Below are 26,815 nucleotides of genomic sequence, written 5' to 3' on the forward strand. Positions count from 1 at the left end.
CCGGATGGGCCGGCCGGGCGTGAGACAGCACCGGCCGGACCCGTCCGGGGTATCTGATTCGGAGGTCATGGAGCCGGGGAGTGTCCGCGCGGCAAGCGATTTGGCTGCCGCGCGGCGCCAGTTGTTGTCCGATGATCATCGCGACATGGATCCCGCCGAGTTGCGGCAGGCGTGGCTGGATCTGCATGAGTCCTGGCTGATCGCCAAGGCCGCGCAGATCGGGATCGCCGATGACAGCGGTTATGCGATCGTCGGGGTCGGTGGGCTCGGCCGGCGCGAGCTGCTGCCGTATTCGGATCTGGATCTGGTGCTGTTGCACGACGGCAAGCCCGTCGAGGAACTGGGCGATGTCGCCGACGCACTGTGGTATCCACTGTGGGACGCCAACATTCGGCTGGACCACAGTGTGCGCACCGTCTCGGATGCCCTGGGTGTGGCCGGTGCTGACATGGCGGCCGCGCTGGGCATGTTGGAAGCCCGCCACATCGTCGGGGACCAACAGCTCTCGGCGAGCTTGATCGACGGCGTACGCCGCCAGTGGCGCAGCGGAATCCGTTCGCGGATGAACGAACTCGTCGACATGACCCACGACCGTTGGCTGCGCTGCGGGCGCGTCGCCAACCGCGCCGAGCCCGATCTGAAGTCGGGTCGCGGTGGCCTGCGCGATGTCCAGTTGCTCGACGCGCTGGCGATCGCCCAGCTCATCGATCGCCACGGCCTGGTCACGCCCGACATGCCGGTGGGTTCACTGGATGCCGCATACCTCACCCTGCTCAATGTGCGTACCGAGTTGCACCGGGTCTCCGGCCGTGGCCGCGACCTGCTGTTGGCTCAACATGCCGACGACATCAGCGCGGCGCTGCATTTCGGCGATCGGTTCGACCTGGCCCGGATGCTGTCCAGCGCTGGCCGCACCATCGCCTACCACGCCGAAAGCGGGCTGCGGACCGCCTGCAATGCCTTGCCCCGGCGCGGCATCTCAGCGCTGCGGCGGCGCCCCAAGCGGCGCCCGCTGGACGAGGGCGTGGTCGAATGTGCCAACGAAATCGTGCTGGCCCGCGACGCCCAACCCGAACAAGATGCCGGTCTGGTACTGCGGGTGGCCGCCGCGGCGGCCCACGCCGGGTTGCCGATCGGTGCCGCCACGCTGCGCCGGTTGGCCGACAGCGCTGCGGAATTGCCGACGCCGTGGCCCCGAGAGGTCCTCGACGACCTGCTGGTGGTGCTGCTTGCCGGTCCCACCGCGGTGGTGACCATCGAAGCGCTCGATCGCACCGGGCTATGGGGGCGCCTGTTGCCGGAGTGGGGTGCGATCCGAGACCTGCCGCCGCGCGACGTGGCCCACAAATGGACGGTGGATCGCCATCTGATCGAGACCGCCGTGCAGGCGGCGCCGCTCACCACGCAGGTGGCCAGGCCCGACCTGCTTGCGCTCGGCGCGCTGTTGCACGACATCGGCAAGGGCAGGGGAGCCGATCACAGCGTGCTCGGCGCCGAGATGGTCGTGGCGATCGGTCAGCGGCTGGGCATTTCCGCCCCCGACATCGATCTGCTGTCCAAGCTGGTCCGCCACCACTTGTTGCTACCGGTCGTGGCCACCCGAAGCGACCTGAATGACCCCAGCACCATCACGCGGGTGTCGGAGGCCCTGGGCGGGGATCCGCAATTGCTCGAGGTGCTGCGCGCGCTGACCGAAGCGGACTCGAAGGCGACCGGTCCGGGTGTGTGGAGTGACTGGAAGGCGTCGCTGGTCGACGACCTGGTGTCGCGCTGCCGCTTGGCGATGGCGGGCGAACCGCTGCCGCGTGCCGATCCCGAAGCGCCACACTATGTTTCGCTGTCGGCTGACCACGGAGTGCACGTGGAGATCGCGCCCGGCGAGAGTGCTCGCATGTACCAGGTGGTGATGGCCGCTCCGAACAAGCCCGGGTTGGTGTCCAAGGCGGCGGCGGTGCTGGCGCTGAATTCGCTGGGTGTGCATTCGGCGTGGGTGAACAGCCACGAGGGCGTCGCGATCACCCAATTCGTGGTGTCACCGCTGTTCGGCACCCCGGCCGCCGCCGACCTGTTGCGTCAGCAGTTCGTCGGCGCGCTCAGCGGCGACATCGACGCCCTGGCCATGGTGGAAAAGCGGGACAGCGAGGCCACCAGCAACGCGTCCCAGCGAGCCGGCGAGGTGGTCGCGGGGGTGCCGGTCACGCGTTCGACCGCGCCGCCGCGCATCCTTTGGCTCGACTCCGCCGCCCCCGATCAGCTGGTGCTCGAAGTTCGTTCGATGGACCGGCCGGGACTGCTCGCGCTGCTGACGCGCGCGCTGGAACGGGCGGGCGCAGACATCGTCTGGGCCAAGGTGAACACGTTCGGGTCGACCGCCGCAGACGTGTTCTGCGTGACGGTTTCGGCCGGGCTCGAGGAGCCCCAAGCACGGGCCGCGATGGAGCAACAGCTCTCGGCCGTGCTGGGTGGGTCCGCGGACGTGCTGCTCGACGAGCCCGTCGGCGACTAGCCGTGCGAACCGGTGGGCCGGCCGGCCTCACCCATGTTCGGCGTTGAGTTGGCGCACCGCGTCAATGCGCGCCTTGAGCTGGTCGCGGGTTGCCGCGGCGATCGGCGGTCCACCGCAGCGCCGCCGCAGTTCGTTGTGGATCCATCCGTGCGGCTTGCCGGTCCGGTGGTGGGCTATCGACACGAGGGTGTTGAGCTCGCGGCGCAGCTCGCGGATCTGGCCGTGGGTGGTGGCCGGCTCGGCCAGCGTCCCGACTTGTGTGACCCCTTGTTGCAGCTGGGCCCGCTTCTGCAGTTGTTCGTCTTGGCGACGGTGTAGCAAGGCGCGCATCTGATCGGCATCCAGCAGGCCGGGGATGCCCAGATAATCGGCTTCCTCGTCGCTGCCCGCCGGGGTGGCGGTCCCGAACGAGGAACCGTCGAAGATGACCTGATCGAGTTCGGCGTCGGCTCCCAGCGAGGTGAAGCCCTTCTCGAGATCGCCCTGCTCGTCTTGTGTCTTGGTGGCCGGATCGCCGTCGAGCGGATCATCGAGGGATTCGCGATGCGGTTTGCCCAGAACGTGGTTGCGCTGGGCCTCGAGTTCGCTGGCCAACTGCAACAGGTTGGGCACCGAGGGCAGGAAAATGCTCGCGGTCTCGCCCGGTCGGCGGGACCGGACGAATCTGCCGATGGCCTGCGCGAAGAACAACGGTGTCGAAGCGCTGGTGGCGTAGATCCCCACGGACAGGCGGGGCACGTCGACGCCTTCGGACACCATGCGCACCGCGACCAGCCAGCGGCTGGTGCCGTTGGAGAATTCCGTGATCCGTTCCGATGATCCGGGGTCGTCGGAGAGCACGACCGTGGGTGTTTCCCCGGTCATCTTCTGCAGCAAAGCGGCGTAGGCGCGGGCCGCCGTGCGGTCGGAGGCGATGATCATGCCCCCGGCATCGGGCACGTGCTCGCGCAACTGACGCAGCCGCCGGTCCGCGGCCGCGATCACCGCGGGCATCCATTCGCCGGCCGGATCCAGCGCCGTGCGCCACGCCCGTGCGGTCTGTTCGGCCGACAGTGGCTCGCCCAGTCGCGCCTCGTGCTCTTCGCCCGCGCTATCGCGCCAGCGGGCCTGCCCGGAGTAGGCGAGGAACACCACCGGCCGGACCACGCCGTCGGCAAGGGCCTCCGCGTAGCCGTAGGTGTGGTCGGCCTGGGAGCGCAACACACCTTCCCCGTCGGGCTCATAGTTGACGAACGGGATGGGGGAGTCGTCGCTGCGGAAGGGCGTCCCGGTCAGCGCGAGCCGGCGCGACGCGTCGCTGAACGCCTCCCGGATCGCGTCGCCCCAGGTCTTGGCATCGCCGCCGTGGTGGATCTCATCGAAGATGACCAGGGTCTTGCGCTGCTCGGTGCGCACCCGGTGCAGCGTCGGATGCGCTGCGACCTGGGCATAGGTGACCACCACACCGTGATACTCGGCCGAAGTCTGGGCGTTGGAGTTGCTGAACTTCGGGTCCAGCGAGAGGCCCAGCCGAGCGCCCGCCTGCGCCCACTGGGTCTTGAGATGCTCGGTCGGCACCACCACCGTGATCTGCTCTGCGGCCCGCTGACCAAGCGCTTCGGCCGCGATCCGCAGGGCGAATGCCGTCTTGCCGGACCCGGGGGTGGCCACCGCCAGGAAATCACGCGGCTGGGTGCCCAGGTACTTCACCAGCGCCCTGCGCTGCCAGCTGCGCAGCGGTCGAGTGCCCTCGATGATGGGTTCGGCGGGGCTTACCGACTGCATCGACCTTGCTCCCCCCGTAGCTGTTCGGCCGCGCCTGGCGTTCACCAATCGAGCCACTGCCAAGCCCCGGATCCGCGGCGTCGCTGCCGCGCGGTGCCCTCGCGGCGCAGCTCACGACGGTCTTCATCGACCGGTCGACGACTTGGCGAGTGTGAAATCTAGCATGACAACACATTTCGGCACGTGCACGACACCGGTCGGTGCGGTGTTGGGAGCTACCCGGACGCTCGGTGGCGGCTTGCCGGCGCGGTGAATCCGCCGGTGTCGTCGAAGAACGCCCACTGGCCGCCGTCGTTGACCTCCAACCGCCAGCCCAGCCGGGAACTGCCCGCAACCGAGCCGGTGAACCACGTGTGTGCGTCCTCGGCGCTGTCGCAGTTCTTCGTCGCGACGATAGCGCCGTGCGGATCGATAACTCGGAACGCAACCATGGGGCTTGGTTAGCCCTTCCGGCGGGCTTTCAATCGCGGCGGGAGGTCGCGCTGTGGCACGGCGGGATTTGTCGCGCCGGCGAGCGGACCAAGGGCCACGACAGTGCCGCACCATGATTACGCATTAGGCTGGCGGTCGTGTTTGAATCGCTGTCCGACCGGTTGACCGGTGCCCTGCAGGGGCTGCGCGGCAAGGGCCGCCTCACCGACGCCGATATCGATGCCACTGCCCGTGAGATCCGGCTGGCCCTGCTCGAGGCCGACGTTTCGTTGCCGGTGGTTCGGGCTTTTGTCCACCGGATCAAAGAACGCGCCCGTGGGGCCGTGGTATCCGGAGCCCTCAACCCGGCGCAACAGGTTGTCAAGATCGTCAACGAGGAGCTCGTCGGCATCCTCGGCGGCCAGACGCGCGAGTTGGTTTTCGCCAAGACACCGCCGACCGTGGTGATGCTGGCCGGTCTGCAGGGGTCCGGCAAGACGACGCTGGCCGGCAAGTTGGCCGCACGTCTTCGCGGCCAAGGCCACACGCCGCTGCTGGTGGCCTGTGACCTGCAGCGACCGGCCGCGGTGAACCAGCTGCAGGTGGTCGGCCAGCGGGCCGGGGTGCCGGTATTCGCGCCGCATCCGGGCGCCTCGCCCGAATCCGGCCCCGGCGACCCGGTAGCCGTCGCCGCGGCGGGGCTGGCCGAAGCCCAGGCCAAGCATTTCGACGTCGTCATCGTGGACACCGCCGGCCGGTTGGGCATCGACGAGGAGTTGATGGCCCAGGCCTCGGCCATCCGCAAGGCCATCAACCCCGACGAGGTGCTGTTCGTCCTGGACGCGATGATCGGCCAGGACGCCGTGGCCACCGCCCAGGCATTCGGGGAAGGGGTCGGCTTCACCGGGGTGGCCCTGACCAAGCTCGACGGCGATGCCCGCGGTGGTGCCGCGTTGTCGGTCCGCGAAGTGACCGGCGTTCCGATCCTTTTCGCGTCAACCGGGGAGAAGCTCGAGGACTTCGACGTCTTCCACCCGGATCGCATGGCCAGTCGCATCCTGGGCATGGGCGACGTGTTGAGCCTGATCGAACAGGCCGAACAGGTCTTTGACGCCGAGCAGGCCGAACAAGCCGCCGCCAAGATCGGCGCCGGCGAACTGACCCTGGAAGACTTCCTCGAGCAGATGCTCGCGGTGCGCAAGATGGGCCCGATCGGCAACCTGCTGGGCATGCTGCCCGGTGGTGCGCAGATGAAGGATGCGCTGGCCGAGGTCGACGACAAGCACCTGGATCGGATCCAGGCCATCATCCGCGGTATGACACCCGAAGAACGGGCCGACCCCAAAATCATCAATGCGTCGCGTCGGTTGCGTATCGCCAACGGCTCCGGTGTATCGGTGTCGGAGGTCAACCAGCTGGTCGACCGCTTCTTCGAAGCTCGCAAGATGATGTCGTCGATGCTCGGCGGCATGGGCATCCCCGGCATGGGGCGCAAATCCGCGACCCGAAAAAGCAAGGGTGCAAAAGGCAAGGCCGGCAAGAAGGGCAAGAAGGGGGGCGCCCGCGGTCCGACTCCGCCGAAGGTGAAAAGCCCCTTCGGCATGCCGGGTATGCCGGGTATGCCGGGTATGCCGGCCGGATTCCCGGATCTGTCGCAGATGCCCGAAGGGCTCGATGAGCTGCCGCCCGGCCTGGCCGACTTCGACCTGTCCAAGCTGAATTTCCCGGGCAAGAAGTAGTCCGCCGTGCGACTGCACGTGCGGGGGCGGGGGCTGCCCGACGAGACTGCGGTCGAGCTGTGGATCGTCGACGGCCACATCAGCACGGAGCCGGTCAGCGGCGCCGACACGGTCTTCGACGGCGGCTGGATTCTGCCCGGGCTGGTCGACGCGCATTGCCACGTTGGGCTGGGCCACCACGGTGCCATCGAGCTTGACCAGGCCATCGCCCAAGCCGAAGCCGAACGCGACGCGGGGGCGCTGCTGCTGCGCGATTGCGGGGCACCCACCGACACTCGCCCCCTCGACGACCGCGAAGACCTGCCGCGAATCATCCGCGCGGGCCGCCATCTGGCCAGACCGAAACGCTACATTCCGGGATTCGCGGCAGAACTCGAAGACGAATCCGAGTTGCCCGCCGCGGTGGCCGCCCAAGCCCGCCGCGGCGACGGCTGGATCAAGCTGGTCGGGGACTGGATCGACCGCCAAATCGGCGATCTCGCCCCGCTGTGGTCCGACGAGGTACTCAAAGCCGCCATCGACGCGGCACACGCCAACGGTGCCAGGGTCACCGCGCACGTTTTCGGAGAGGATGCGCTGCCCGGATTGATCAACGCCGGGATTGACTGCATCGAGCACGGCACCGGCCTGACCGACGACACGATTTCGCTCATGCGCGACCACGGGACCGCTCTGGTCCCCACGCTGATCAACGTCGAGAACTTCCCCGGCATCGCCGATTCCGCCGTCCGCTATCCGACCTACGCCGCCCACATGCGCTACCTGTATGCGAGCACCTACCCCCGGGTCGCGGCGGCGCGCGAGGCGGGGATTGCGATCTACGCCGGCACCGACGCGGGCGGCACGATCCAACACGGGCGGATCGCCGATGAAGTCGAAGCCCTCAAGAAGATCGGAATGAGCGCCACCGAGGCGCTGGGTGCCGCGTGCTGGGAGGCGCGGCGCTGGCTGGGCCGGCCCACGGTAGAGCACGGGGCATCGGCGGACCTGGTGTGCTTTTCCGAAGACCCCCGTCGGGGTGCCGCAATACTTAACCGGCCGGATTTGGTGATCCTGCGTGGCCGGACGTATCGCCCCAACCAACTAGGTCACCGCTAGCTCAGCGGCGGTCGTGCGCGGCTACTCGCGCCTGGCTACTATCGCGAAATGGCGTTGGACAACGGTGCGGTCTATGCCGGCTACACCGTGGTTCGCAGGTTGCGCGCGGACGCGACCGGTGAGAGCTGTCTGGTTAGCGAACCCGGCTTTCCGGGCTGGCAGGTGCTCGAGATCCTTCCGCAGTCGTGGTCGTCGGATGACGCATTCCGCCGGCGATTCGAGCGCGACAGCGCGATCGCGGCCAGGCTCTATCACCCGCACATCGTTGAGGTTCGCGCCCACGGTGAGCTGGACGGCAGGCTGTGGATCGCGATGGACTACATCGAGGGCATCGATGTCGGGCAGCTGATGCGCGATCGGTTTCCCGCGGTCTTGCCGGTCGGCGAGGTACTCGAGATCGTGGCTCCGGTCGCCGACGCCCTCGACTATGCCCATCAACGCGGGCTCGTCCACGGCGACGTCAAACCCGCCAACATCGTGATGACGAATGCGGGGGAGGGCCAACCCCGGATCCTGTTGAAAGGCTTCGGCATAGCAGCTCCCCACGGCGCGCCGGGCGACGCGACCGGATCTGTGGCGCCCGAACAACTCACCGGCGCCGAGGCCGACGGGCGCTCCGACCAGTATGCGTTGGCGGCCACCGCCATGATCCTGCTCACCGGCGCGGCCCCGGTTGGCGGTTCCCCATCCGCGGCGCCCAAACTCAGCGACCTGCGTCCCGACCTGGCACGGCTGGATGCGCTGTTCGCCAGAGCGCTGGCAACCGAGCCGGCCGGCCGCTTCCGGACCTGCCACGAGCTAGCGGATGCGCTGCGCGATGAGGTCGGGGGCAGTTTCGGCGCTGCCGGCCGGGACGACATGGAGGTGGGCGCGTCCTGGGACCTCTCCCCGGATGCCGGGGCCACCGGTGCGAGCCAGGACCGCGAGGTCCTTGACTACCCGGCCTACGGCTGGCCGGCGGTCGCACCGCCGCAGCCCCCGGCCCAACCCGTACCCATGCCGATGGCTCCCCAGCCGCCCGCCACCCTGCTGCAGGCGGTGGCAGCGTCGCTGGCACGGCGGCTCAACGAATTCTCCGCGGCGGGCCGTGAGCCGCGCAAGCGCAGGCTACGACGCATTCTCATCGGGTCGGTGGCCGCGATCCTGCTGGTGGGCATGCTGGCCGTCGCCATCCCGAGCCTGCGTGAGATAACCAGCAGCCCACCTCCAGCAGCGGCCCCCGCAACCAGTTCACCGCCCGCGCCCAGCACGTCGGCCACCAGCCCCCAGGCCGCCACCCCGGAGCCCCTGGACGGCACCTACAGCATCGAAATCCAACGCGCCAAGCAGCTCTACAACGGCAGACCCAGCCCACAGCCGCCCAATGTGACCACCTGGTGGGCCATCCAATCCTCGTGCATACCGACGGGGTGCCTCGCGGCTGCCGCCATGCTCGACGGCTACGGTCATGGGCAGGCCAAGCAGGGTATTCCCCCCATCATCATGGAGTTTTCCGAAGGTCAGTGGCGATCGCGGCCCGATACGGTGCGGTTTGCCTGCATCGGGCCCAATGGCGAGGCGAACACCCAGACCACAGTGCAGGTGCTGACGCTGCGCCCGCAATCCACGGGTGACCTCGTCGGTGATCTGGTGGTCACCGTGGAAACCAATGAGTGCGGCCAACAATCGGCCGTGATCCGGATCCCCGCGGTGGCTAGCCGCAGTGGCGATATTCCGCCTGGGATCAAGGTGCCCAACCCGGTGACGATCCCCAAAGCTCCTCAGGCGCCTGCCACGTCCGAGTCCCCGTCCGAGACGCCAACGATCACCCCGACCACCCCGACCACTGCGCCGTCGGGCCCCGGCCGCTGACCGACAACTGCCCGGCACAAATGGGGGAGGAGCGCGAATCCAAAAAAGATTGCGAGTGATCGCTATCTATGTTAGATTGCCTGCAACCCGCAATCTGGAGGAACTGTGACCTACGACGTGATCATCCGTGACGGACTCTGGTTCGACGGAACCGGCAGCGCGCCGCAAACCCGCATGCTCGGAATCCGCGACGGCGTGGTGGCGACGGTGTCGGCGGGCCCGCTGGATGAGACCGGATGCGCCCAGGTCATCGACGCGGCCGGGAAGTGGGTCATGCCCGGCTTCATCGACGTGCACACCCACTACGACGCCGAGGTGCTACTCGATCCCGGGCTGCGCGAGTCGGTACGCCACGGTGTCACCACGGTGTTGCTCGGAAACTGCTCCCTGTCGACGGTCTACGCGGGCGCCGAAGATGCCGCCGACCTGTTCAGTCGGGTCGAGGCGGTGCCGCGCCAGTTCGTCTTGGGTGCCTTGTCTGCCGCCAAGAGCGAACGCGCATGGTCGAACGCGGCCGAATACATCACGGCCATCGACTCCCTGCCGCTTGGTCCGAATGTGAGCTCACTGCTTGGTCATTCGGACCTGCGAGCCACCGTCCTCGGGCTCGAACGTGCCACCGACGCGAGCGTGCGGCCCAGCGAAGCCGAGCTGGGGCGGATGGCCACGCTGCTCGATGAGGCACTCGATGCCGGGATGCTCGGCATGTCCGGGATGGACTCGGCGATCGACAAGCTCGACGGTGAGCGCTTCCGGTCGCGCGCGCTGCCGTCGACCTTCGCGACGTGGCGGGAACGGCGCCGGCTGATCAAAGTTTTGCGCAAGCGCGGGCGAATCCTGCAGAGTGCGCCCAACGTCGACAAGCCCGCTTCGGCGCTGCTGTTCTTCCTGGCCAGCAGTCGGATCCTGAACCGCCGCAAGGGAGTTCGGATGAGCTTGCTGGTCTCTGCCGACTCCAAGTCGATGCCGATGGCGGTGCACACGTTCGGATTGGGTGCCCGGCTGCTGAACAAGCTGTTGGCCGCCAGCGTCCGATTCCAGCACCTGCCGGTGCCGTTCGAGCTCTACTCCGACGGAATCGACCTGCCGGTCTTCGAGGAGTTCGGCGCCGGCACCGCGGCGTTGCACCTTCGCGAACAAGTGGAGCGCAACCAGTTGTTGGCCGACGAGTCCTACCGTCGCGAGTTTCGGCGTGAGTTCGACCGCACCAAACTCGGACCGTCCTTGTGGCACAAAGACTTTCACGACGCGGTGATCGTCGAGTGCCCCGACGAGTCGTTGATCGGCAAGAGCTTCGGGGCCATCGCAGACGAGCGCGGGCTGCATCCACTCGATGCGTTCCTCGACGTGCTCGTCGAAAACGGCGAACGCAACGTGCGCTGGACGACCGTCGTCGCCAACCACCGTCCCAAACAGCTCAACAAGCTGGCCGCCGAGCCCGGCGTTCACATGGGCTTCTCCGACGCCGGCGCGCACCTGCGCAACATGGCCTTCTACAACTTCCCGCTGCGGTTGCTCAAGCGAACCTGGGACGCCGAGCGGGCCGGAAAGCCGTTCCTGTCCCTGCAGCAGGCGGTGTATCGCCTGACCGGTGAACTGGCCGAGTGGTTTGGCGTCGATGCCGGCACGTTGCGCGAGGGTGACCGCGCGGACTTCGTGGTGATCGACCCGGCCCACCTCGACGAATCGGTCGACGGCTATCACGAGGCGCAGGTGCCGTTCTATGGCGGCCTGTCGCGCATGGTCAATCGCAACGACGCGACCGTGATCGCCACCGGTGTGGCCGGTGCCGTGGTGTTCGGCAGCGGCCAGTTCCGGGACGGTTATGGTCAAACGGTGCGGTCGGGCCGGTACCTGAGGGCGGGGCAGCGATACACGGCAGCTAGCGTCAGCGCCTGAGATGGCCCGGACCCAGCAGCAACGCCGCGAAGAAACCGTCGCGCGGCTGCTGCAGGCCAGCATTGATACCATCGTCGAGGTCGGATACGCCCGGGCGTCGGCGGCCATCATCACCAAGCGTGCCGGCGTGTCGGTGGGCGCTCTGTTCCGTCACTTCGAGACGATGGGCGACTTCATGGCGGCGACCGCCTACGAGGTGCTACGCCGGCAACTGGACACCTTCACCAAGCAAGTCGCCGAAATACCCGCGGACCGGCCGGCGCTGGAAGCGGCGCTGGCAATACTGCGAGACATCACCGCCGGGGCGACCAACGCGGTGCTGTATGAACTCATGATCGCGGCGCGCACCGACGACAAGCTCAAAGAAACCCTGCAGCACGTCCTGGGGCAATATCGCGCCAAGATCTACGACGCCGCGCGCACCCTGCCCGGCGCTATGGGCTTCCCGGAGGAGACCTTCCCGGCCATCGTGGCGTTGTTGACCAACGTGTTCGACGGAGCCGCGATCGTGGGCGCGGTGTTGCCTCAGCCGGACATCGACGAGCAGCGAATCCCGGTGCTCGCCGCGCTACTGAGCGCCGCGGTGCCGGATACCGCTCCCTAGCGGTCGAGCCCGCCGGCGGCTACAGAGATCCGATGCCGGATTGCGGGTTGAGGGCGAATCCCCAGTCGAAAAGACTTCCGGCCTGGTCCCAGTAGGTGGGCCCGCCCTCTTTGACCAGCCCGTACATCATGGCAATCACCAGCCGGCGGCCGTTTCGGGCCGCCGCACCGACAAAGGTCTTGCGGGCGGCGTTGGTGTAACCCGTCTTGCCCCCGATCGCGCCCGGATAGCGCTGTAACAGCTCGTCTTGGTTGACGATCGGGTGCTCACCATCCTCGCCGGGGAACATCGCCGACGGCTCCGCGGTGATGTGCGCGAACACCGGATTGGCCATCGCGGTGCGGAAGATCACCGCGAGGTCATGAGCGGTCGACCATCCCGACCCGCCGGGGCCGTCCAATCCCGAGGGAGTGGCCGCGTGGGTGTTCATGGCGCCCAACGCGGCGGCTTTGGCGTTCATCTTGGCGACCGCGGCGTCCTGGCCGCCGAGCATCTGAGCCAGCGTGTTGGCGGCATCATTGCCCGACACCAGCAGCAGGCCGTCGAGCAGCTGGCGGGCGGTGTAGGTGTGACCCGGTTTGACGCCGACGCAGTTGCACTCCACGTGCGTGTCGGCCTCGTCTGCGACGACGGTCGAGTTCAGGTCGAGCTCGTCGAGCGCCACCAAAGCCAGGAGCACCTTGATGGTGCTCGCGGGCGGGTGGGTGACATTCTGGTCGCGCCCGGCAAGCACCTGGCCGGTGTCCAGATCGGCGACGATCCAGGTCTGTGCGGGACCGTCGGGGATTGGCACCGATCCGGCCGGCTGCATTTCGGTATCGGCCGATGCGGTGGCACCGCTGATGGTGGCGGCCGTGAGCAGCGCCGCGGCTACGGCCATGACCTTTCGCATGGGCGCAAAGTGTAACTTCCGCGGCTTCGGGACGCCTATTTTCGAACGGATCGGCGGTGTTGAATCGAATCATGTTGAGCCTGCCCGAAATTTCTGACCGGTTAGAGATCCAGCAGCTGCTCGTGGACTACTCCACCGCCATTGACCTGCGCCGATTCGATGACCTCGACAAGGTGTTCACCCCGGACGCCTATATCGACTACCGCGCGATGGGCGGCATCGACGGCCAGTACCCGCACGTCAAGGCGTGGCTTGCCGAGGTGTTGCCCAACTTCGCCAACTACGCGCACATGCTGGGTCTGCCATCGATTCGGCTCGCCGGCGACACCGCGACCGCGCGCACTTTCTGCTTCAACCCGATGGTGTTCGCCGACGAGAAGCCCACCACCATGTTGCTCGGGCTGTGGTACGACGACGAGTTCGTGCGCACCGCCGAGGGCTGGCGGATGAGCCGCCGCGCCGAAACGAAGTGCTTCGATCGACGCCCCTGACGCCGGCGCGCCCCAGCGGTGCGTTGGCGGATCGAGCGAATTTCCGGGATCGCAGGGTGCTCTGGCACAATGGGCGGCTGTCCACCGCGCGACCGTGCATCGTTGCGATACCGCCCGGTGGTCGAACACGCGAGGCAAAACCGGTTCCCGGCATCCCGCCCGGATCGCTGAATTGCAGCGTGCACACACAGGAGAAATCGCTTTCATGGCTGTAAAGATCAAGCTCACCCGGCTCGGCAAGATCCGCAACCCGCAGTACCGCATCGCGGTCGCGGACGCTCGCACCCGGCGTGACGGTCGCTCGATCGAGGTCATCGGCCGCTACCACCCCAAGGAAGAGCCGAGCCTGATCGAGATCAACTCCGAGCGTGCCCAATACTGGCTGTCCGTGGGGGCGCAGCCCACCGAACCCGTTCTCAAGCTGCTCAAGATCACCGGTGACTGGCAGAAGTTCAAGGGCCTGCCCGGCGCAGAGGGCCGGTTGAAGGTCAAGCCCCCCAAGCCCAGCAAGCTCGAACTGTTCAACGCCGCGTTGGCTGCCGCCGAGGGTGGTCCCACCACCGAGGCCACCAAGCCGAAGAAGAAGTCGCCGGCCAAGAAGGCCAAGGGCGGCGAAGGCGACGCCGATGCAGCGGCCGAGAAGGTGGAAGCTTCCGCCGAGGGTAAGCAGACCGAATCGGCCGAGAGCTGACGACCGCTATGAGCACTGTCGTGGTCGACGCTGTCGAGCATCTGGTCCGCGGAATCGTGGACAACCCCGACGATGTGCGGGTGGACATGGTGACGAGCCGTCGCGGACGCACCGTCGAAGTCCACGTCCACCCCGACGACTTGGGCAAGGTGATCGGGCGCGGGGGACGTACCGCAACGGCACTGCGGACACTGGTCGCCGGCATCGGCGGCCGTGGTATCCGCGTTGACGTGGTGGACACCGACCAGTAGCGAAGCCTTGCTCATGGAGCACCGATGGAGCTGGTAATCGGGCGCGTGGTGAAACCGCACGGGATTACCGGCGAGGTTGTCGTCGAGATCCGAACCGACGAACCGGACCGCCGGTTCACGCCGGGTGCCAGCCTGCGCGCCAAGAGATCCCGAGACGGCGGCACCGGCCGCAATTATGTGATCGAAGGCGTGCGTGAGCACGGTGCGCGGCTGCTGGTGCGATTGGCCGGGGTGAACGACCGGGACACGGCGGATGGGCTGCGTGGCAGTCTGTTCGTCATCGATTCCGCCGACCTGCCGCCGATCGACGAGCCCGACACCTACTACGACCACCAGTTGGAGGGACTTCGGGTCCGGACCACGGCGGGCCAAGACGTCGGAGTGGTCGCCGAGATACTGCACACCGGTGCCGGCGAGTTGCTGGCGGTCAAATGTGATTCCGGCGAGGTGTTGGTGCCGTTCGTCGGCGCGATCGTCACGTCGGTGTCGCTGGACGACCGCATCCTCGAGATCGACCCGCCCGACGGGCTGCTGGACCTGGGGTCCTAGGGGGTGTCATGAAAATCGACGTGGTGACGATTTTCCCGGCGTACCTGGACCCGCTGCGGCAATCGTTGCCGGGCAGGGCGATTGCGTCGGGCCTCGTCGACCTACAGGTGCACGACCTGCGCCGGTGGACCTACGACGTGCACCACTCGGTAGACGACTCGCCCTACGGCGGCGGGCCCGGAATGGTCATGAAGGCGCCGGTCTGGGGGGAAGCGCTCGACGAAATATGTTCGGCTGAAACGCTTCTGGTTGTCCCGACGCCCGCCGGCTCGCTGTTCGACCAGGCCACCGCGCGACGGTGGAGTGCCGAGCAGCACTTGGTGTTCGCCTGCGGCCGGTATGAGGGGATAGACCAGCGGGTCGCCGAGGACTCGGCCCGGCGCATGCGGGTCGAGGAAGTCTCGATCGGCGACTATGTCCTGCCCGGCGGGGAGTCCGCGGCGGTGGTGATGATCGAGGCCGTGCTGCGATTGTTGACCGGAGTGCTGGGCAATCCCGCATCCCACCAAGAGGATTCGTTCTCGCCGGAACTGGATCGGTTGCTGGAGGGGCCCAGCTATACCCGGCCACCGAGCTGGCGGGGGCTCGACGTGCCCGAGATCCTGCTCTCCGGTGACCACGCGCGCATCGCCACTTGGCGCCGGGAGGTCTCGTTGCGGCGCACCCGGGAGCGCCGGCCCGACCTCGCGCCACCGGAGTAGCCCTGCCGAGCAGACGCGGAATCGCACATCGCGAAGCGGTTTGGCGCGATTCTGTGTCTGCTCGCCGGTAAGACGGGCGCTGAGGGGCCGTAGGGCCCGCGCCGGACCGGGTCAGATCCGGCCGGCGGGAAACATCGTCTTGACGGCCTGGGTGATCGTTTCGCGCGCGGTGGCGTCATCGGAGGCCTGCAGCGATTCGATCACCATGATGTAGCGGCGGTCCGAGCCGATGATTCCGGTCGACAGATGCATCCAGTCGGCGCCGATGCAGCACATCCAACCCTGCTTGACCGCGACCGGTTCGGCAGAGAGGCCGTCGGGGATGCCAAACCGTTGTGGGTAGCCGTCGATTCCGTTCGGAGTGGACTGGGCCAGGTCGTTGACGATGATGGCGGCACTCTGCAACGGCAGCCCACCCTCCCCGTCGAGCAACATCTCGTAGTAGCGGATCAGGTCAGGTGCGGAACTGAAGGTGTTCCACCAGCGCCCGTCGCTGGGTGGTGCGGTGGCGGCCAATCCGTACCGGGTCGCGATCTCGGTGACGATGGCATCGCCGCCGAGCTCGCCCCAGAACTGCTCGGCGGCGCCGTCATCCGATGAGCGCAGCATGTTGTCGAGGGCCTGGCGATCCTGGGCAGAAAGGGTGGTCTTGCCCTGGGACGCCCGCAAAAGCAACTCGTCGGCGATGAACAGCTTGGACACCGAAGCGGTGGCGATGATCGAGGTCTTGCCGTTGGAGACCAGCTGGTGGGTAGCGCGGTCCAGGATCGCGACCGTGATGGTGGCGCCCTTGGCGGCGGCTTCCTCGGTTGCCCGCTGGATGCGTTCTTGAACCCCGACCAGACCGGCCGAGGGCAATAGCGCGGCAGGATCCTCGGGCGGCGTGATGGCGCGCAGCAGCAGTTCGATCAGCTGTTGCTGCTGGGGCTGGGACTGTTGCCGGGATGATTCGCGATCATCGGTGCCATACGCCTTGGCCTGCACCTTTGCCTCGCAACCGGTGAGCACCAGCGATACCACCAATGCCACCGCCGCAGCGGCGGTCAGCATCGTCAGCGGCCGTGCTCGCATGCTTCTCCTTCAGCACTCTCCGGTAACGCGAAGACGCGCAAGTGTGGCGGCCGCACTGCCATCTGCCCCGGGAATCACGCAAAGCTGAGGGTTCGGCCTGCGCGGTTTGGCACCTGTCATATGTACCACTTGCAGGCGCTTTGCGGACGATGTGAACCGCCCGGATTTCCTGTGATTTTCACTGCATGCGTACCGTCTGGCACAATTGGCCAGTTGTCTTTAGCAGTTGTCGGCGGGCCGCTTGCTCCGCCTGCTGCGAGATACACCCATAAAGCCCATATCCATTGGCTTGGTAAGTGCCGCGTGCCTGCGTGTATGCGGTCTGCCGAGCCGCGATCCGGAGGAAGTGTCTTTCCAATGAACAGGCTGGACTTCGTCGACCAGGCGTCGCTGCGCGACGACATCCCGGCCTTCAGCCCGGGCGACACCATCAATGTGCACGTCAAAGTCATCGAGGGCGCCAAGGAGCGTATCCAGGTGTTCAAGGGTGTGGTGATTCGCCGGCAGGGTGGGGGCATCCGCGAGACGTTCACAGTGCGCAAGGAAAGCTACGGCGTCGGCGTCGAGCGGACGTTCCCGGTGCACTCGCCGAACATCGACCACATCGAGGTGGTAACGCGCGGTGACGTTCGTCGCGCCAAGCTGTACTACCTTCGTGAACTGCGCGGCAAGAAGGCCAAGATCAAGGAGAAGCGCTGACCGGCGCGGCCTTGGTGGCCATCCCGGCCTGCCTGGGCACCACCGGCGGTTCAACTCGCCAGTGGCTCGCCAGTCTCGAAGGCTACGGCGTGCGCTGGCTACGCTGATCACGTGACCGAAACCACGGACTCCTCATCTGAGCGCGAGCCCGACGCAGGTCAGTCGGAGGCGCCGCTCGCTGCTCGAGGTGCTGATGCCCCGGCTGCGGCGGATCAGGAAGAACCTGGGGCGGAGTCGAGGGCGGCCGACGAGGACGAGTCGAAGCCGGCCAAGAAATCGACCCTGCGCGAACTCGCGACCCTGGCCGTCATCGCGATAGTGATCTACTACGTCATGTTGACGTTTGTGGCGCGTCCATACCTGATTCCGTCGGAGTCGATGGAGCCCACCCTGCACGGGTGTTCGACCTGCGTCGGTGACCGCATCATGGTGGACAAGCTCACCTACCGGTTCACTTCGCCCAAGCCCGGTGACGTCATCGTCTTCAAGGGACCACCGTCGTGGAACGTCGGCTACAAGTCGATACGTTCGAGCAACACAGCGCTGCGCTGGGTGCAAAACGCCCTCTCGTTCATCGGTTTCGTGCCCCCGGACGAGAACGATTTGGTCAAACGCGTCATCGCGGTGGGCGGACAGACCGTCCAATGCCGCTCCGACACCGGGTTGACCGTCGACGGTAAGCCGCTCAAGGAGCCATATCTGGATCCGGCCACCATGCTGGCTGACCCATCCGTCTACCCCTGCCTGGGCAGCGAATTCGGGCCGGTGACCGTCCCGGCGGGCCGGCTGTGGGTGATGGGCGACAATCGGACCCACTCGGCGGATTCGCGGGCACATTGCCCCATGCTGTGCACCGGGGACGCCATGGCCGGCACCGTGCCGGTGGCCAACGTCATCGGCAAGGCACGGTTCATCGTGTGGCCGCCGTCGCGGTGGGGCGTGGTGCGTTCGGTGAACCCCCAAACGGGCCAGTAACCGTGGCCACCACCTGGCCGCCACGAACCGTGATCCGCAAGTCTTCCGGACTGCGCACGCTGGAGTCCGCGCTGCAGCGCAGCGGTCTGGGACCGGTTGCCGGTGTGGATGAGGTGGGGCGAGGTGCGTGCGCGGGCCCGCTGGTGGTCGCCGCTTGTGCACTCGGGCCGAATCGCTACGAGAGCTTGGCCGCCCTCGACGATTCGAAAAAACTCACCGAAAAGACTCGGGAAAAGCTGTTCCCGTTGATCTGCCGCTATGCCCTGGCCTACCACGTGGTGTTCATTCCGTCGGTGGAGGTCGACCGTCGTGGTGTGCACGTGGCCAACATCGAAGGCATGCGGCGCGCGGTGGCCGGGCTGTCGGTGCGCCCCGGCTATGTGCTCAGCGACGGCTTTCGGGTCCCGGGATTGTCGGTGCCGTCGCTGCCGGTGATCGGTGGCGACGCGGCCGCCGCCTGCATTGCCGCGGCCAGCGTGCTGGCAAAGGTCAGCCGCGACCGGCTGATGGTGGCGATGGACACCCAGTACCCCGGATACGGATTCGCCGAGCACAAGGGCTACAGCACCCGCGCACACACCCTGGCGCTGACCCAGCTAGGGCCCTGCCCCGAGCATCGTCGGTCGTTCATCAACGTTCGCCGAGTGGCCACCCGGTCCAACGGCGCCGCGACGGCCGAGTGCGAAGCGGACCCTCCCCAAGAGCGTGACGGAACCGGGTAGGGAAAGATGGGGCAAGATTTCCGACCGGGCGGCGATCGGCGCCGCCGGTGGCGCGCGGAGTCCTGCAGGGCCCCGAGTGGGAGATCTGGCAAATTGGTGGGAGAAGGACGTCTGAGCAGATGAGTGCAGAGGATCTCGAGAAGTACGAAACCGAGATGGAGCTCTCGCTGTACCGCGAATACAAGGACATCGTCGGCCAGTTCAGCTACGTCGTGGAAACCGAGCGACGCTTCTACCTGGCTAACAGTGTGGAGATGGTGCCGCGCAACGCCGATGGCGAGGTGTATTTCGAGCTACGACTGGCCGATGCCTGGGTATGGGACATGTACCGGCCGGCTCGGTTCGTCAAGCAGGTGCGGGTGGTCACCTTCAAGGACGTCAACATCGAAGAGGTGGAGAAGCCCGAGCTGAGGCTGCCCGAATAGTTCTCCTAGCCGCTGACGGTGGGGTTGACCGTGTCGTCGGTTTCGAGGGCTTCGGGGGGCAGTTGGCCACGGTTTTCGATGACGGTGCGGGCAACATCGGCGAGCTTGATATTGAGGCTCTGGGAATGGTGGCGGAGCAGGTCGAACGCCTCATCCTCGGTGAACCCATTCAGCAACATCAACATGCCGACGGCTTTTCCGATCTCGCGGTTGCTGAGCAGCCCGCGGCGCAGGCTGGCGGCATCCTCGCCGTGTGCGATGGCGTTGACCGCCACGCTCGCAAACGATGCCAGCACCGCCGCACGGCCGGCGGACTCGGTATCGAAACTGTTGGGGGTTTCGCTGAATAGGTTGAGTGCGGCGCCCTTGCGCTTGTCGACCAACAGCCGGAATCCCATGGCGCCGCGTACCGGTGTTTGGGCCAGAAGCGCGGCCGCAAACTTCGGCCATTGCGTCGGAGTGGTCAGGTCCGTTTCGATCTGCGGCGTTTCTTCCTCGATGGCGTCGATGCACGGGCCGTCGCCGGCTTTGCGCTCGAGTTCGTCGACGTGCTGGGCCAGCCGGTCGCTGGCGCCGACGGTGATGTAGCGGTCATCGGTGCGGACCAGCAAGCTGGCATGGTCACACCCCGGAACGATCAGGGTGGCGGCGATGCAGATCGCGGAGTACATCTCGGCGGGTTGGGCTCCCTGATAGATGATCTCGGCGAGGGCCGCAAAGACTGTCGCCGGGTCGGCGGTCGTCCCACCCGGTACCGAGTCCGGGTTGCTGTCCTTCGGTGTGGCCGTCACGTGTTCCCTCACTTCGGGTGGCAGGGGGGAGTCGCCCCCCAGTGCGCTGGCGTAGATTATCGGGCCTCGTCGGGCCCTCAAACTCCGACAGCGCGTTCCAACTCTTTCAGCGATGTCTCCAAGTGCCCGAGCATGCGCTGCAGGCGAGGCACGCTGCGCCGGCAACCGACGAGCCCGAAATCGAGATTGTCGGCGTTGTTGGTCACTGTAATGTTCATCGCCTGGCCGTCCAGGGCAATTGAGAGTGGATAGTTTCCGACCAGCCGCGCGCCCCGCCAATACAGCGGTTTGGGCGCGCCGGGCACATTCGAGATGACGATGTTGAACGGTGGCGGCGCGGTGGCCACGAAACCGGGAACCAGTCCGAACACCAAACCGCCGGTCAGTAAGCCCGACAACGCCAGCTGCTGGATGCGGGGAAGCTGAGCGAACACCTTCTTGTTGTCCGACATCGACTGGCTGATCACCTCGAGGCGTTTCATCGGGTCGTCGAGGTTGGTCGCGAGGTTGCACAGCAGGGTGCCAACCATGTTGCCGCCGCGATCGGCATCGCCTTCCTTGCGCAGACTCACCGGAACCATGGCGATCAGTGGGGCGTCGGGAAGTGCGTGTTGATCGATCAGGTAGGCGCGCAGCGCGCCGGCCGACATCGCCAGGACGACATCGTTGACGGTGACGTTTGCCGCGTTCTTCACCGCCTTGATGCGATCGAGGGACCAGGACTGGGCGGCCACCCGGCGTGCTCCACCGATCCGGACATTGAACATTGTCTTTGGAGCTCTAAACGGCAGGGTCAGTTGCTGCTCGAGCAGCGCTGCGCGGGCCAGCGACAGCGCCGAGGGCGCCAGAGACGCTGTGGCGCCAACCGTCTCGGTGAGTAGCCGAAGCGGTGAGGATCTGTGCCCCGGGTTCGAGCGGCGCCGCGGTTTTAGTTCCCACGGCACCCGGATCTCGTCGTCATCCGGATCGGTGCTGAATGCGCGCTGCATCAGCTTCTGCGCGGAAACCCCATCCTGCAATGAATGGTGGAACTTGATGTAGACCGCGTAGCGCCCGTCGTTGAGTCCCTCCACCAGATGGGCTTCCCAGAGGGGCCGGTGCCTGTCGAGCAGGCTGCCATGCAGCCGAGAGGTCAGCTCGAGGAGCTCCCGTACCCGGCCTGGCCGGGGGAGAGCGGACCGGCGGAAGTGATAGTCGAGCTCCACGTCGTCGTCGAATGTCCACGCGAAGTTGGTCATCGCGCCCAAGAACGCGGGATGCTTGCGGAACATGGGCTGGACGTCGGTGCAGCCGAGCATGGCTTCATATGCCTCGGTGACGAAGTTCCCGTCGGCATTTTCGGGCGGCTGGAACAGCTGCAGGCCCCCCACATGCATCGGGTGTTCGCGCGATTCGCCGAGCAAGAACATGGAATCGGTGGGTGCGATCAGCTTCATCATTCGTCTCCCCGAACTCGAGCAACACCAACCGGGATAGCCGCGCGCAAGGCCCCGCACACATTGCGGGTTTTGGTCCTGCGTTTGGGCGCGGTCGCTGGCGGAAACCCATTCTAGGTGGGTGTTGCTGTCGCGGTTACCGGGCCGACTGGAGATATCGGCATCTCGGCGGTCACTGCGCTGGAGCGGGAGCCGGCCGTGGCGTCGATCGTCGGTATGGCGCGCCGGCCGTTTGACCCGGCCATCTACGGCTGGTCCAAGACCACCTATCAGCGGGGCAACATCTTGGATCGCGATGCGGTCGACGCGTTGGTCGCCTCGGCCGATGTGGTGGTCCACCTGGCGTTCATCAAGCTCGGATCGCGTGCCGAGAGCGCGCAGGTCAATCTGCAGGGCGCCCGCAACGTCTTCGAAGCCACCGTCGCGGCCCGCCGGCCACGACGCTTGGTCTACACGTCGTCGGTGGCGGCCTACGGCTACCACTCGGGCAACCCGGCGGCCATCACCGAGGATGTACCCGCGCGTGGATCACCGGAGCACTACTACTCCGAGCAGAAGGCGCAAAGCGAGGCAGCGCTCGCCAAGATCACCGAGGACTCGTTGCTGCAGGTGTTCGTCCTGCGCCCGTGTATCGTCGCGGGCCCGCACGCCTACTCGTTGGCCGAGGCCATGCCATGCAGGCAGGTGCCCGCGCCGGTGCGCGCGCTGAGCCGGCTGGTGCCGATGCTGAAGCCGATCGTGCCGGATCCGGGTGTTCCGGTGCAGCTGGTGCATCACGACGACGTGGCAGCCGCGATAGCGTTGGCGGCGACCGCACCGGTGCCCGCGGGGGCCTACAACATCGCCGCTGACGGGGTCGTGACGATCACCGACATGGCCAGGGTGCTGGGCGGCCGTCCGGTCCGGGTCCCAGCGGCTGCCGCCTCGGTCGCATCCGCGGCGATTTCTCGATTTCCGCTGGTACCCCCGCTGCTCGAATGGCTTCATGCGGTTCGACAACCCGTGGTGATGGACACCGCCAAGGCGAAACGCGAACTCGGCTGGTCGCCGACGCACTCGTCAGCTGACACCTTGTCGGCGCTGGCTGCAGCGATATGACGGTGGCCGGCCGATCCGACGGGCGGTGCGCAATCGAGGTACGTTGAGGCCGTGTTCGGGTGTTCTGCGGTCCCTGCCGATGCCGTGGCCTGCTGCCGGCGCGATTCGGCGGCGGGGCCAATCGAAGCCGGTCAGTGGGCCACGTAACGGCGCGTCGGCGGGTCAAGCACCTCGCCGCCGGTGATGCGATCACCCGACCGGAAACCCTGGCCGTCGAGGAGCCGCTGGAGATCCGCGTCAATGGTGTGCCGATATCGGTCACCATGCGCACCCCCGGCTCGGATTTTGAGCTCGCGCGCGGTTTCCTGCTGACCGAAGGGGTGATCGCCCACCGTGACGATGTGCTGACGGTCCGCTATTGCGGCGGGCGCGGTGCCGATGGCGTCAACACCTACAACGTCTTGGACATCACGCTGGCGCCCGGGGTAAGCCCGCCGGGCCTCGATGTGACCCGCAACTTCTACACCACCTCGTCGTGCGGAGTCTGCGGCAAGGCGTCGCTGGACGCGGTGCGGCTGATCAGCCGATTTTCGCCCGGCGACGATCCGGCCACCATCACGGCCGGTGCGCTTGAGGCGATGCCCGGCCAACTCCGTAGTGGCCAAAAGGTTTTCGCGAGCACCGGCGGCCTGCACGCCGCGGCGTTGTTCAGCGCGGACGGCACAATGCACGTGATCCGCGAAGATATCGGCCGGCACAACGCGGCAGACAAGGTCATCGGCTGGGCCATCGAGCACGATCGGGTGCCGTTGGCGGGGGCGGTGTTGCTGGTCAGCGGTCGCGCATCGTTCGAGCTGACGCAGAAGGCGCTGATGGCCGGGATCCCGGTGCTGGCCGCGGTCTCCGCCCCGTCGTCGCTGGCGGTCTCGCTGGCCGAAGAATCCGGGATGACGCTGGTGGCGTTTCTGCGGGAAGACTCGATGAACGTCTACACGCGCCCGGACCGCATCGTCTGAATCCGCTGTCGGCCCGTTGTGGACGAGTGTGCGACTGTTGATAATCGGGCGGTTTTGCTTCCCTGACGCCCTCGGTCCGGCGGCCAGTGTCGGGGCCGGCGTGCAGGTTTGGGCGCATGAAGACGTTGACTCGCATGCAACTGGGAGCCCTGGGTGAGCAGCTGGCCGTGGAGCATCTGAGCGGTCAGGGGCTACAGATCTTGACCCGAAACTGGCGGTGCCGCTACGGCGAACTCGATGTGATCGCCTGTGAACCTGCCACCCGCACCGTGGTGTTCGTTGAGGTCAAGACGCGCACCGGCGACGGGTACGGCGGGCTGGCCCAGGCGGTGACCGAAGGCAAGGTCCGCAGGCTGCGCCGCCTGGCCGGGTTGTGGCTGGCCGGTCAGGACCGCGGCTGGGCGGCCGTGCGCCTCGATGTCATCGGGGTGCGCATCGGGCGCGGCGCCAACCCCGAGATCACGCATCTGATGGGCGTGGGCTGATGGCGCTGGGGCGGGCGTTCTCGGTGGCGGTGTGCGGGCTGGACGGCGAGATCGTGGAAATCGAAGCCGACATCAGCTCGGGGCTGCCGGGAGTGCATCTGGTGGGTCTGCCCGACGCGGCGCTGCAGGAATCCCGCGACCGGGTTCGCGCGGCGGTCACCAACTGCGGCAACAGCTGGCCAATGGCCCGGCTGACGCTCGCACTGTCGCCGGCGACCCTGCCGAAAATGGGTTCGGTCTACGACATTGCCCTGGCCGCCGCGGTGTTGTCGGCGCAGCGAAAAAAGCCTTGGCAGCGTTTGGAAAAGACGCTGTTGTTGGGGGAGTTGTCGCTGGACGGCCGGGTCCGCGCGGTGCGTGGCGTGCTGCCGGCCGTGTTGGCCGCCAAACGCGATGGCTGGCCGGCCGTGGTGGTTCCGGCGGATAACTTGGCCGAGGCCAGCCTGGTGGATGGCATCGATGTCTGGGGTGTGCGCACCCTGGGACAACTGCAGGGCTGGCTGACGGGTGCTGCCGATTTGGACAGTCCCAGCGGGCCCGCGGCCACCAGCGAGGGGACCTCGGCCGACTTGGCCGATGTGCTCGGGCAGTCCCAAGCGCGTTTTGCGGTCGAGGTGGCGGCGGCCGGTGCGCACCATCTCATGCTGACCGGTCCGCCCGGGGTAGGCAAAACGATGCTGGCACAACGCCTTCCGGGTTTACTGCCGCCGCTGTCGCGCGGCGAGTCACTGGAGGTCACCGCGATCCACTCGGTGGCTGGTTTGTTGTCGGGGGACACCCCGCTGATCACCCGGCCGCCGTTCGTGGCGCCGCACCACAGTTCCAGCGTCGTCGCGCTGGTGGGGGGCGGCACGGGCATGGCCCGCCCCGGCGCCGTCAGCCGGGCACATCGTGGGGTGTTGTTTCTCGACGAGTGCGCCGAGATCAGCGTCAGCGCCATGGAAGCGTTGCGAACTCCGTTGGAGGACGGGGAAATCCGCCTTGCCCGCCGCGACGGAGTTGCGTGTTACCCGGCCCGATTTCAGCTGGTGCTTGCCGCAAACCCGTGTCCATGCGCTCCAGCGGACCCGCAAGACTGCATCTGTGCGGCGGCTGTAAAGCGACGTTACCTCGGCAAACTGTCGGGGCCGTTGCTGGACCGGGTGGACCTGAGGGTGCAGATGCACCCGGTGCGGGCCGGAGCCTTCTCGGCGGTGGCGGGCGAGTCGACCTCGCAGGTTCGTGACCGGGTGGCCCAGGCCCGCAACGCGGCCGCCCAGCGGTGGCGGCCGCACGGCTTTCGCACCAATGCAGAAGTCAGCGGCCCCCTGCTGCGTCGGGAATTCCGGCTTGGCAACTCAGCGATGGTCCCGTTGCGCACGGCGCTGGATCGGGGGCTGCTCAGCATCCGCGGTGTCGATCGAACTCTGCGAGTCGCGTGGAGTTTGGCGGACTTGGCCGGCCGGGCGGCACCCGGCCTGGACGAGGTGTCGACCGCGCTGAGCTTTCGGCAGCCGGGAGCTTGCCGATGAGCGCGTCCGGCAGTGCCTTGCGGGCCTGGGGTTACCTGTCGCGCGTGGCGGAGCCGCCGTGTGCGGAATTGGCTGCCCTGGTGCAACGAGTCGGCCCGGTAGAGGCGGCCGAGCGGGTTCGGCGCGGCCAGGTCGATGGCGAGCTTGCCCGATTGACCCGGGCCAGATGCGAGATCGATCGGGCCGCAGCAGATCTCGAGCAACTCGCGCGCCGTGGCGGGCGCTTGATCACACCCGACGACGACGAGTGGCCGGTGGTGGCCTTCACGGCTTTTTCTGGTTCGGCGATCCGGGCGAAGGGAAACGGCGGAGCTCCGATGGCGTTGTGGGTGCAGGGTCCCGCCCGCCTTGACCAGGTGGTTCAGCGCGCGACCGCTCTCGTGGGAACCCGCGCCGCGACGGCCTATGGCGAGCACATGGCCGCGGATCTGGCCGCCGGCCTGGTCGAACGTGACGTTGCGGTCATCTCCGGCGGTGCCTACGGAATCGACGGAGCGGCCCATCGCGCAGCGCTCATTGCCGAGGGCACCACGGTGGCGGTACTGGCCGGTGGGATCGACATCCCGTATCCCACCGGGCATTCGGCCCTGCTCCATCGGATCGGCCAGCACGGCTTGCTGGTCACCGAATACCCGCCGGGTGTGCGGCCGGCCCGGCATCGGTTCCTCACCCGCAACCGGTTGGTGGCTGCTCTCGGTGGCGCCGCGGTCGTGGTCGAAGCGGGGCTACGTAGCGGTGCCGCCAACACCGCCGCGTGGGCTCGGGCGCTGGGGCGGATCGTGGCCGCGGTGCCCGGGCCGGCGACATCATCGGCTTCGGCGGGCTGCCATGTGCTGCTTCGCAACGGGGCGCAGCTGATCACCCGCGCCGATGAGATAGTCGAACTGGTCGGTCGAATCGGCGAATTGTCCCTCGAACAATCGCGGCCCACTTCCGTTTTGGACGGACTCAGCCAGTCCGAAAGTCAGGTCTATGAGGCATTGCCGGGTCGCGGCGCGATGAGCGTCGACGAGATCGCTGTCGCATCCGGGCTGGTGGCCGAACAGGTGATGGGGCGGTTGGCGATCCTCGAGGTGGCCGGACTGGCCGAGCGTGACGGCGGGCGGTGGCGCCTGGTGCGTGCCGGCCGCGCACGGACCGCGGCCGAGAGCGTGCGGGCGCGGCTCGTATAGTCGACTGGGGTCGGATCTGGACAGGAG

Annotated in this window: 25 protein-coding genes and 1 pseudogene; 20 read left to right on the forward strand and 6 right to left on the reverse strand. The window is 67.1% G+C overall.

Annotated elements, in window-relative coordinates; genetic code table 11:
• Positions 1-67 precede the first annotated feature (67 nt).
• A complete protein-coding gene (locus CCUG20998_RS08545; RefSeq protein WP_036449723.1) occupies positions 68-2,506 on the forward strand; it encodes a [protein-PII] uridylyltransferase in 2,439 nt (812 codons plus the stop codon).
• Positions 2,507-2,533: 27 nt separating this feature from the next.
• Here CCUG20998_RS08545 and CCUG20998_RS08550 read toward each other — a convergent pair whose 3' ends face one another.
• Entirely contained in the window at positions 2,534-4,270 is a 1,737-nt protein-coding gene (locus CCUG20998_RS08550; RefSeq protein WP_012393594.1) for a DEAD/DEAH box helicase, read from the reverse strand.
• A gap of 215 nt (positions 4,271-4,485) precedes the next feature.
• Positions 4,486-4,701, reverse strand: coding sequence for a hypothetical protein (locus CCUG20998_RS08555; RefSeq protein WP_011740092.1), 216 nt, complete (start codon positions 4,699-4,701; stop codon positions 4,486-4,488).
• 138 nt (positions 4,702-4,839) lie between these two features.
• Here CCUG20998_RS08555 and ffh point away from each other — a divergent pair, with 138 nt between their 5' ends.
• The 5 genes from ffh (at position 4,840) to CCUG20998_RS08580 (ending at position 11,872) form a co-directional block, all read left to right on the forward strand.
• On the forward strand, positions 4,840-6,420 hold the full coding sequence (ffh, locus tag CCUG20998_RS08560) for a signal recognition particle protein (RefSeq protein WP_020724684.1): 1,581 nt from the start codon (positions 4,840-4,842) through the stop codon (positions 6,418-6,420).
• Positions 6,421-6,426: 6 nt separating this feature from the next.
• Complete coding sequence (locus tag CCUG20998_RS08565) at positions 6,427-7,518, forward strand: metal-dependent hydrolase family protein (protein WP_020728247.1); 1,092 nt, start codon at positions 6,427-6,429, stop codon at positions 7,516-7,518.
• A gap of 48 nt (positions 7,519-7,566) precedes the next feature.
• Positions 7,567-9,369, forward strand: coding sequence for a serine/threonine-protein kinase (locus CCUG20998_RS08570; RefSeq protein WP_020728248.1), 1,803 nt, complete (start codon positions 7,567-7,569; stop codon positions 9,367-9,369).
• A 75-nt stretch (positions 9,370-9,444) separates the two neighbouring features.
• Positions 9,445-11,268, forward strand: a complete 1,824-nt coding sequence (locus CCUG20998_RS08575) for an N-acyl-D-amino-acid deacylase family protein (RefSeq protein WP_103653986.1) — start codon at positions 9,445-9,447, stop codon at positions 11,266-11,268.
• A gap of 1 nt (position 11,269) precedes the next feature.
• Positions 11,270-11,872 (forward strand): TetR/AcrR family transcriptional regulator, encoded by a 603-nt coding sequence (locus CCUG20998_RS08580; RefSeq protein WP_020728250.1) that lies wholly within the window; start codon positions 11,270-11,272, stop codon positions 11,870-11,872.
• A 19-nt stretch (positions 11,873-11,891) separates the two neighbouring features.
• Here the strand turns inward: CCUG20998_RS08580 and CCUG20998_RS08585 are convergent, their stop codons facing one another.
• A complete protein-coding gene (locus tag CCUG20998_RS08585) occupies positions 11,892-12,764 on the reverse strand; it encodes a D-alanyl-D-alanine carboxypeptidase family protein (RefSeq protein WP_036455397.1) in 873 nt (290 codons plus the stop codon).
• Positions 12,765-12,820: 56 nt separating this feature from the next.
• Between CCUG20998_RS08585 and CCUG20998_RS08590 the strand changes: the two genes are divergently transcribed.
• The 5 genes from CCUG20998_RS08590 (at position 12,821) to trmD (ending at position 15,447) form a co-directional block, all read left to right on the forward strand.
• The gene (locus CCUG20998_RS08590) at positions 12,821-13,255 is read left to right on the forward strand and encodes a nuclear transport factor 2 family protein (RefSeq protein WP_020728252.1); all 435 of its coding nucleotides are present in this window, start codon (positions 12,821-12,823) and stop codon (positions 13,253-13,255) included.
• Between the two features lie 205 nt (positions 13,256-13,460).
• Complete coding sequence (gene rpsP, locus CCUG20998_RS08595) at positions 13,461-13,946, forward strand: 30S ribosomal protein S16 (protein WP_020728254.1); 486 nt, start codon at positions 13,461-13,463, stop codon at positions 13,944-13,946.
• An 8-nt stretch (positions 13,947-13,954) separates the two neighbouring features.
• Positions 13,955-14,197 (forward strand): RNA-binding protein, encoded by a 243-nt coding sequence (locus CCUG20998_RS08600; protein ID WP_003878715.1) that lies wholly within the window; start codon positions 13,955-13,957, stop codon positions 14,195-14,197.
• Between the two features lie 24 nt (positions 14,198-14,221).
• A complete protein-coding gene (rimM, locus tag CCUG20998_RS08605; RefSeq protein ID WP_020728255.1) occupies positions 14,222-14,746 on the forward strand; it encodes a ribosome maturation factor RimM in 525 nt (174 codons plus the stop codon).
• An 8-nt stretch (positions 14,747-14,754) separates the two neighbouring features.
• Positions 14,755-15,447: a tRNA (guanosine(37)-N1)-methyltransferase TrmD gene (gene trmD / locus CCUG20998_RS08610; protein ID WP_012393603.1), complete on the forward strand. Its 693-nt coding sequence runs from the start codon at positions 14,755-14,757 to the stop codon at positions 15,445-15,447.
• 111 nt (positions 15,448-15,558) lie between these two features.
• Here trmD and CCUG20998_RS08615 read toward each other — a convergent pair whose 3' ends face one another.
• Complete coding sequence (locus CCUG20998_RS08615) at positions 15,559-16,518, reverse strand: serine hydrolase (protein ID WP_020728256.1); 960 nt, start codon at positions 16,516-16,518, stop codon at positions 15,559-15,561.
• 357 nt (positions 16,519-16,875) lie between these two features.
• Between CCUG20998_RS08615 and rplS the strand changes: the two genes are divergently transcribed.
• From rplS to CCUG20998_RS08635, 4 genes and pseudogenes are all read left to right on the forward strand, one after another.
• Entirely contained in the window at positions 16,876-17,217 is a 342-nt protein-coding gene (gene rplS, locus CCUG20998_RS08620) for a 50S ribosomal protein L19 (RefSeq protein WP_012393605.1), read from the forward strand.
• Between the two features lie 111 nt (positions 17,218-17,328).
• On the forward strand, positions 17,329-18,192 hold the full coding sequence (lepB, locus tag CCUG20998_RS08625) for a signal peptidase I (protein WP_020728257.1): 864 nt from the start codon (positions 17,329-17,331) through the stop codon (positions 18,190-18,192).
• Between the two features lie 2 nt (positions 18,193-18,194).
• Positions 18,195-19,029, forward strand: a pseudogene (locus CCUG20998_RS08630) (ribonuclease HII).
• 4 nt (positions 19,030-19,033) lie between these two features.
• Entirely contained in the window at positions 19,034-19,339 is a 306-nt protein-coding gene (locus CCUG20998_RS08635; protein WP_012393608.1) for a DUF2469 domain-containing protein, read from the forward strand.
• Between the two features lie 5 nt (positions 19,340-19,344).
• Here the strand turns inward: CCUG20998_RS08635 and CCUG20998_RS08640 are convergent, their stop codons facing one another.
• Positions 19,345-20,130 carry a GAF and ANTAR domain-containing protein gene (locus tag CCUG20998_RS08640; protein ID WP_020728259.1) on the reverse strand — a complete coding sequence of 262 codons (786 nt, stop codon included), beginning with the start codon at positions 20,128-20,130 and terminating at the stop codon, positions 19,345-19,347.
• A 77-nt stretch (positions 20,131-20,207) separates the two neighbouring features.
• Positions 20,208-21,566: a WS/DGAT/MGAT family O-acyltransferase gene (locus CCUG20998_RS08645; protein ID WP_020728260.1), complete on the reverse strand. Its 1,359-nt coding sequence runs from the start codon at positions 21,564-21,566 to the stop codon at positions 20,208-20,210.
• Positions 21,567-21,683: 117 nt separating this feature from the next.
• Here CCUG20998_RS08645 and CCUG20998_RS08650 point away from each other — a divergent pair, with 117 nt between their 5' ends.
• The 5 genes from CCUG20998_RS08650 (at position 21,684) to dprA (ending at position 26,788) form a co-directional block, all read left to right on the forward strand.
• The gene (locus CCUG20998_RS08650; protein WP_020728261.1) at positions 21,684-22,664 is read left to right on the forward strand and encodes an NAD-dependent epimerase/dehydratase family protein; all 981 of its coding nucleotides are present in this window, start codon (positions 21,684-21,686) and stop codon (positions 22,662-22,664) included.
• A gap of 134 nt (positions 22,665-22,798) precedes the next feature.
• A complete protein-coding gene (fdhD, locus tag CCUG20998_RS08655) occupies positions 22,799-23,620 on the forward strand; it encodes a formate dehydrogenase accessory sulfurtransferase FdhD (RefSeq protein ID WP_020728262.1) in 822 nt (273 codons plus the stop codon).
• 116 nt (positions 23,621-23,736) lie between these two features.
• Positions 23,737-24,105: a YraN family protein gene (locus CCUG20998_RS08660; RefSeq protein ID WP_036455401.1), complete on the forward strand. Its 369-nt coding sequence runs from the start codon at positions 23,737-23,739 to the stop codon at positions 24,103-24,105.
• Positions 24,105-25,616: a YifB family Mg chelatase-like AAA ATPase gene (locus CCUG20998_RS08665; RefSeq protein ID WP_020728264.1), complete on the forward strand. Its 1,512-nt coding sequence runs from the start codon at positions 24,105-24,107 to the stop codon at positions 25,614-25,616. Before CCUG20998_RS08660 ends, CCUG20998_RS08665 begins: the two co-directional genes overlap by 1 nt.
• Positions 25,613-26,788 (forward strand): DNA-processing protein DprA, encoded by a 1,176-nt coding sequence (dprA, locus tag CCUG20998_RS08670; RefSeq protein WP_036455403.1) that lies wholly within the window; start codon positions 25,613-25,615, stop codon positions 26,786-26,788. The genes CCUG20998_RS08665 and dprA overlap by 4 nt, the downstream gene beginning before the upstream one ends.
• Positions 26,789-26,815 lie beyond the last annotated feature (27 nt).

Source organism: Mycobacterium marinum (assembly GCF_003391395.1).
Taxonomy (GTDB): Bacteria; Actinomycetota; Actinomycetes; order Mycobacteriales; family Mycobacteriaceae; genus Mycobacterium; species Mycobacterium marinum.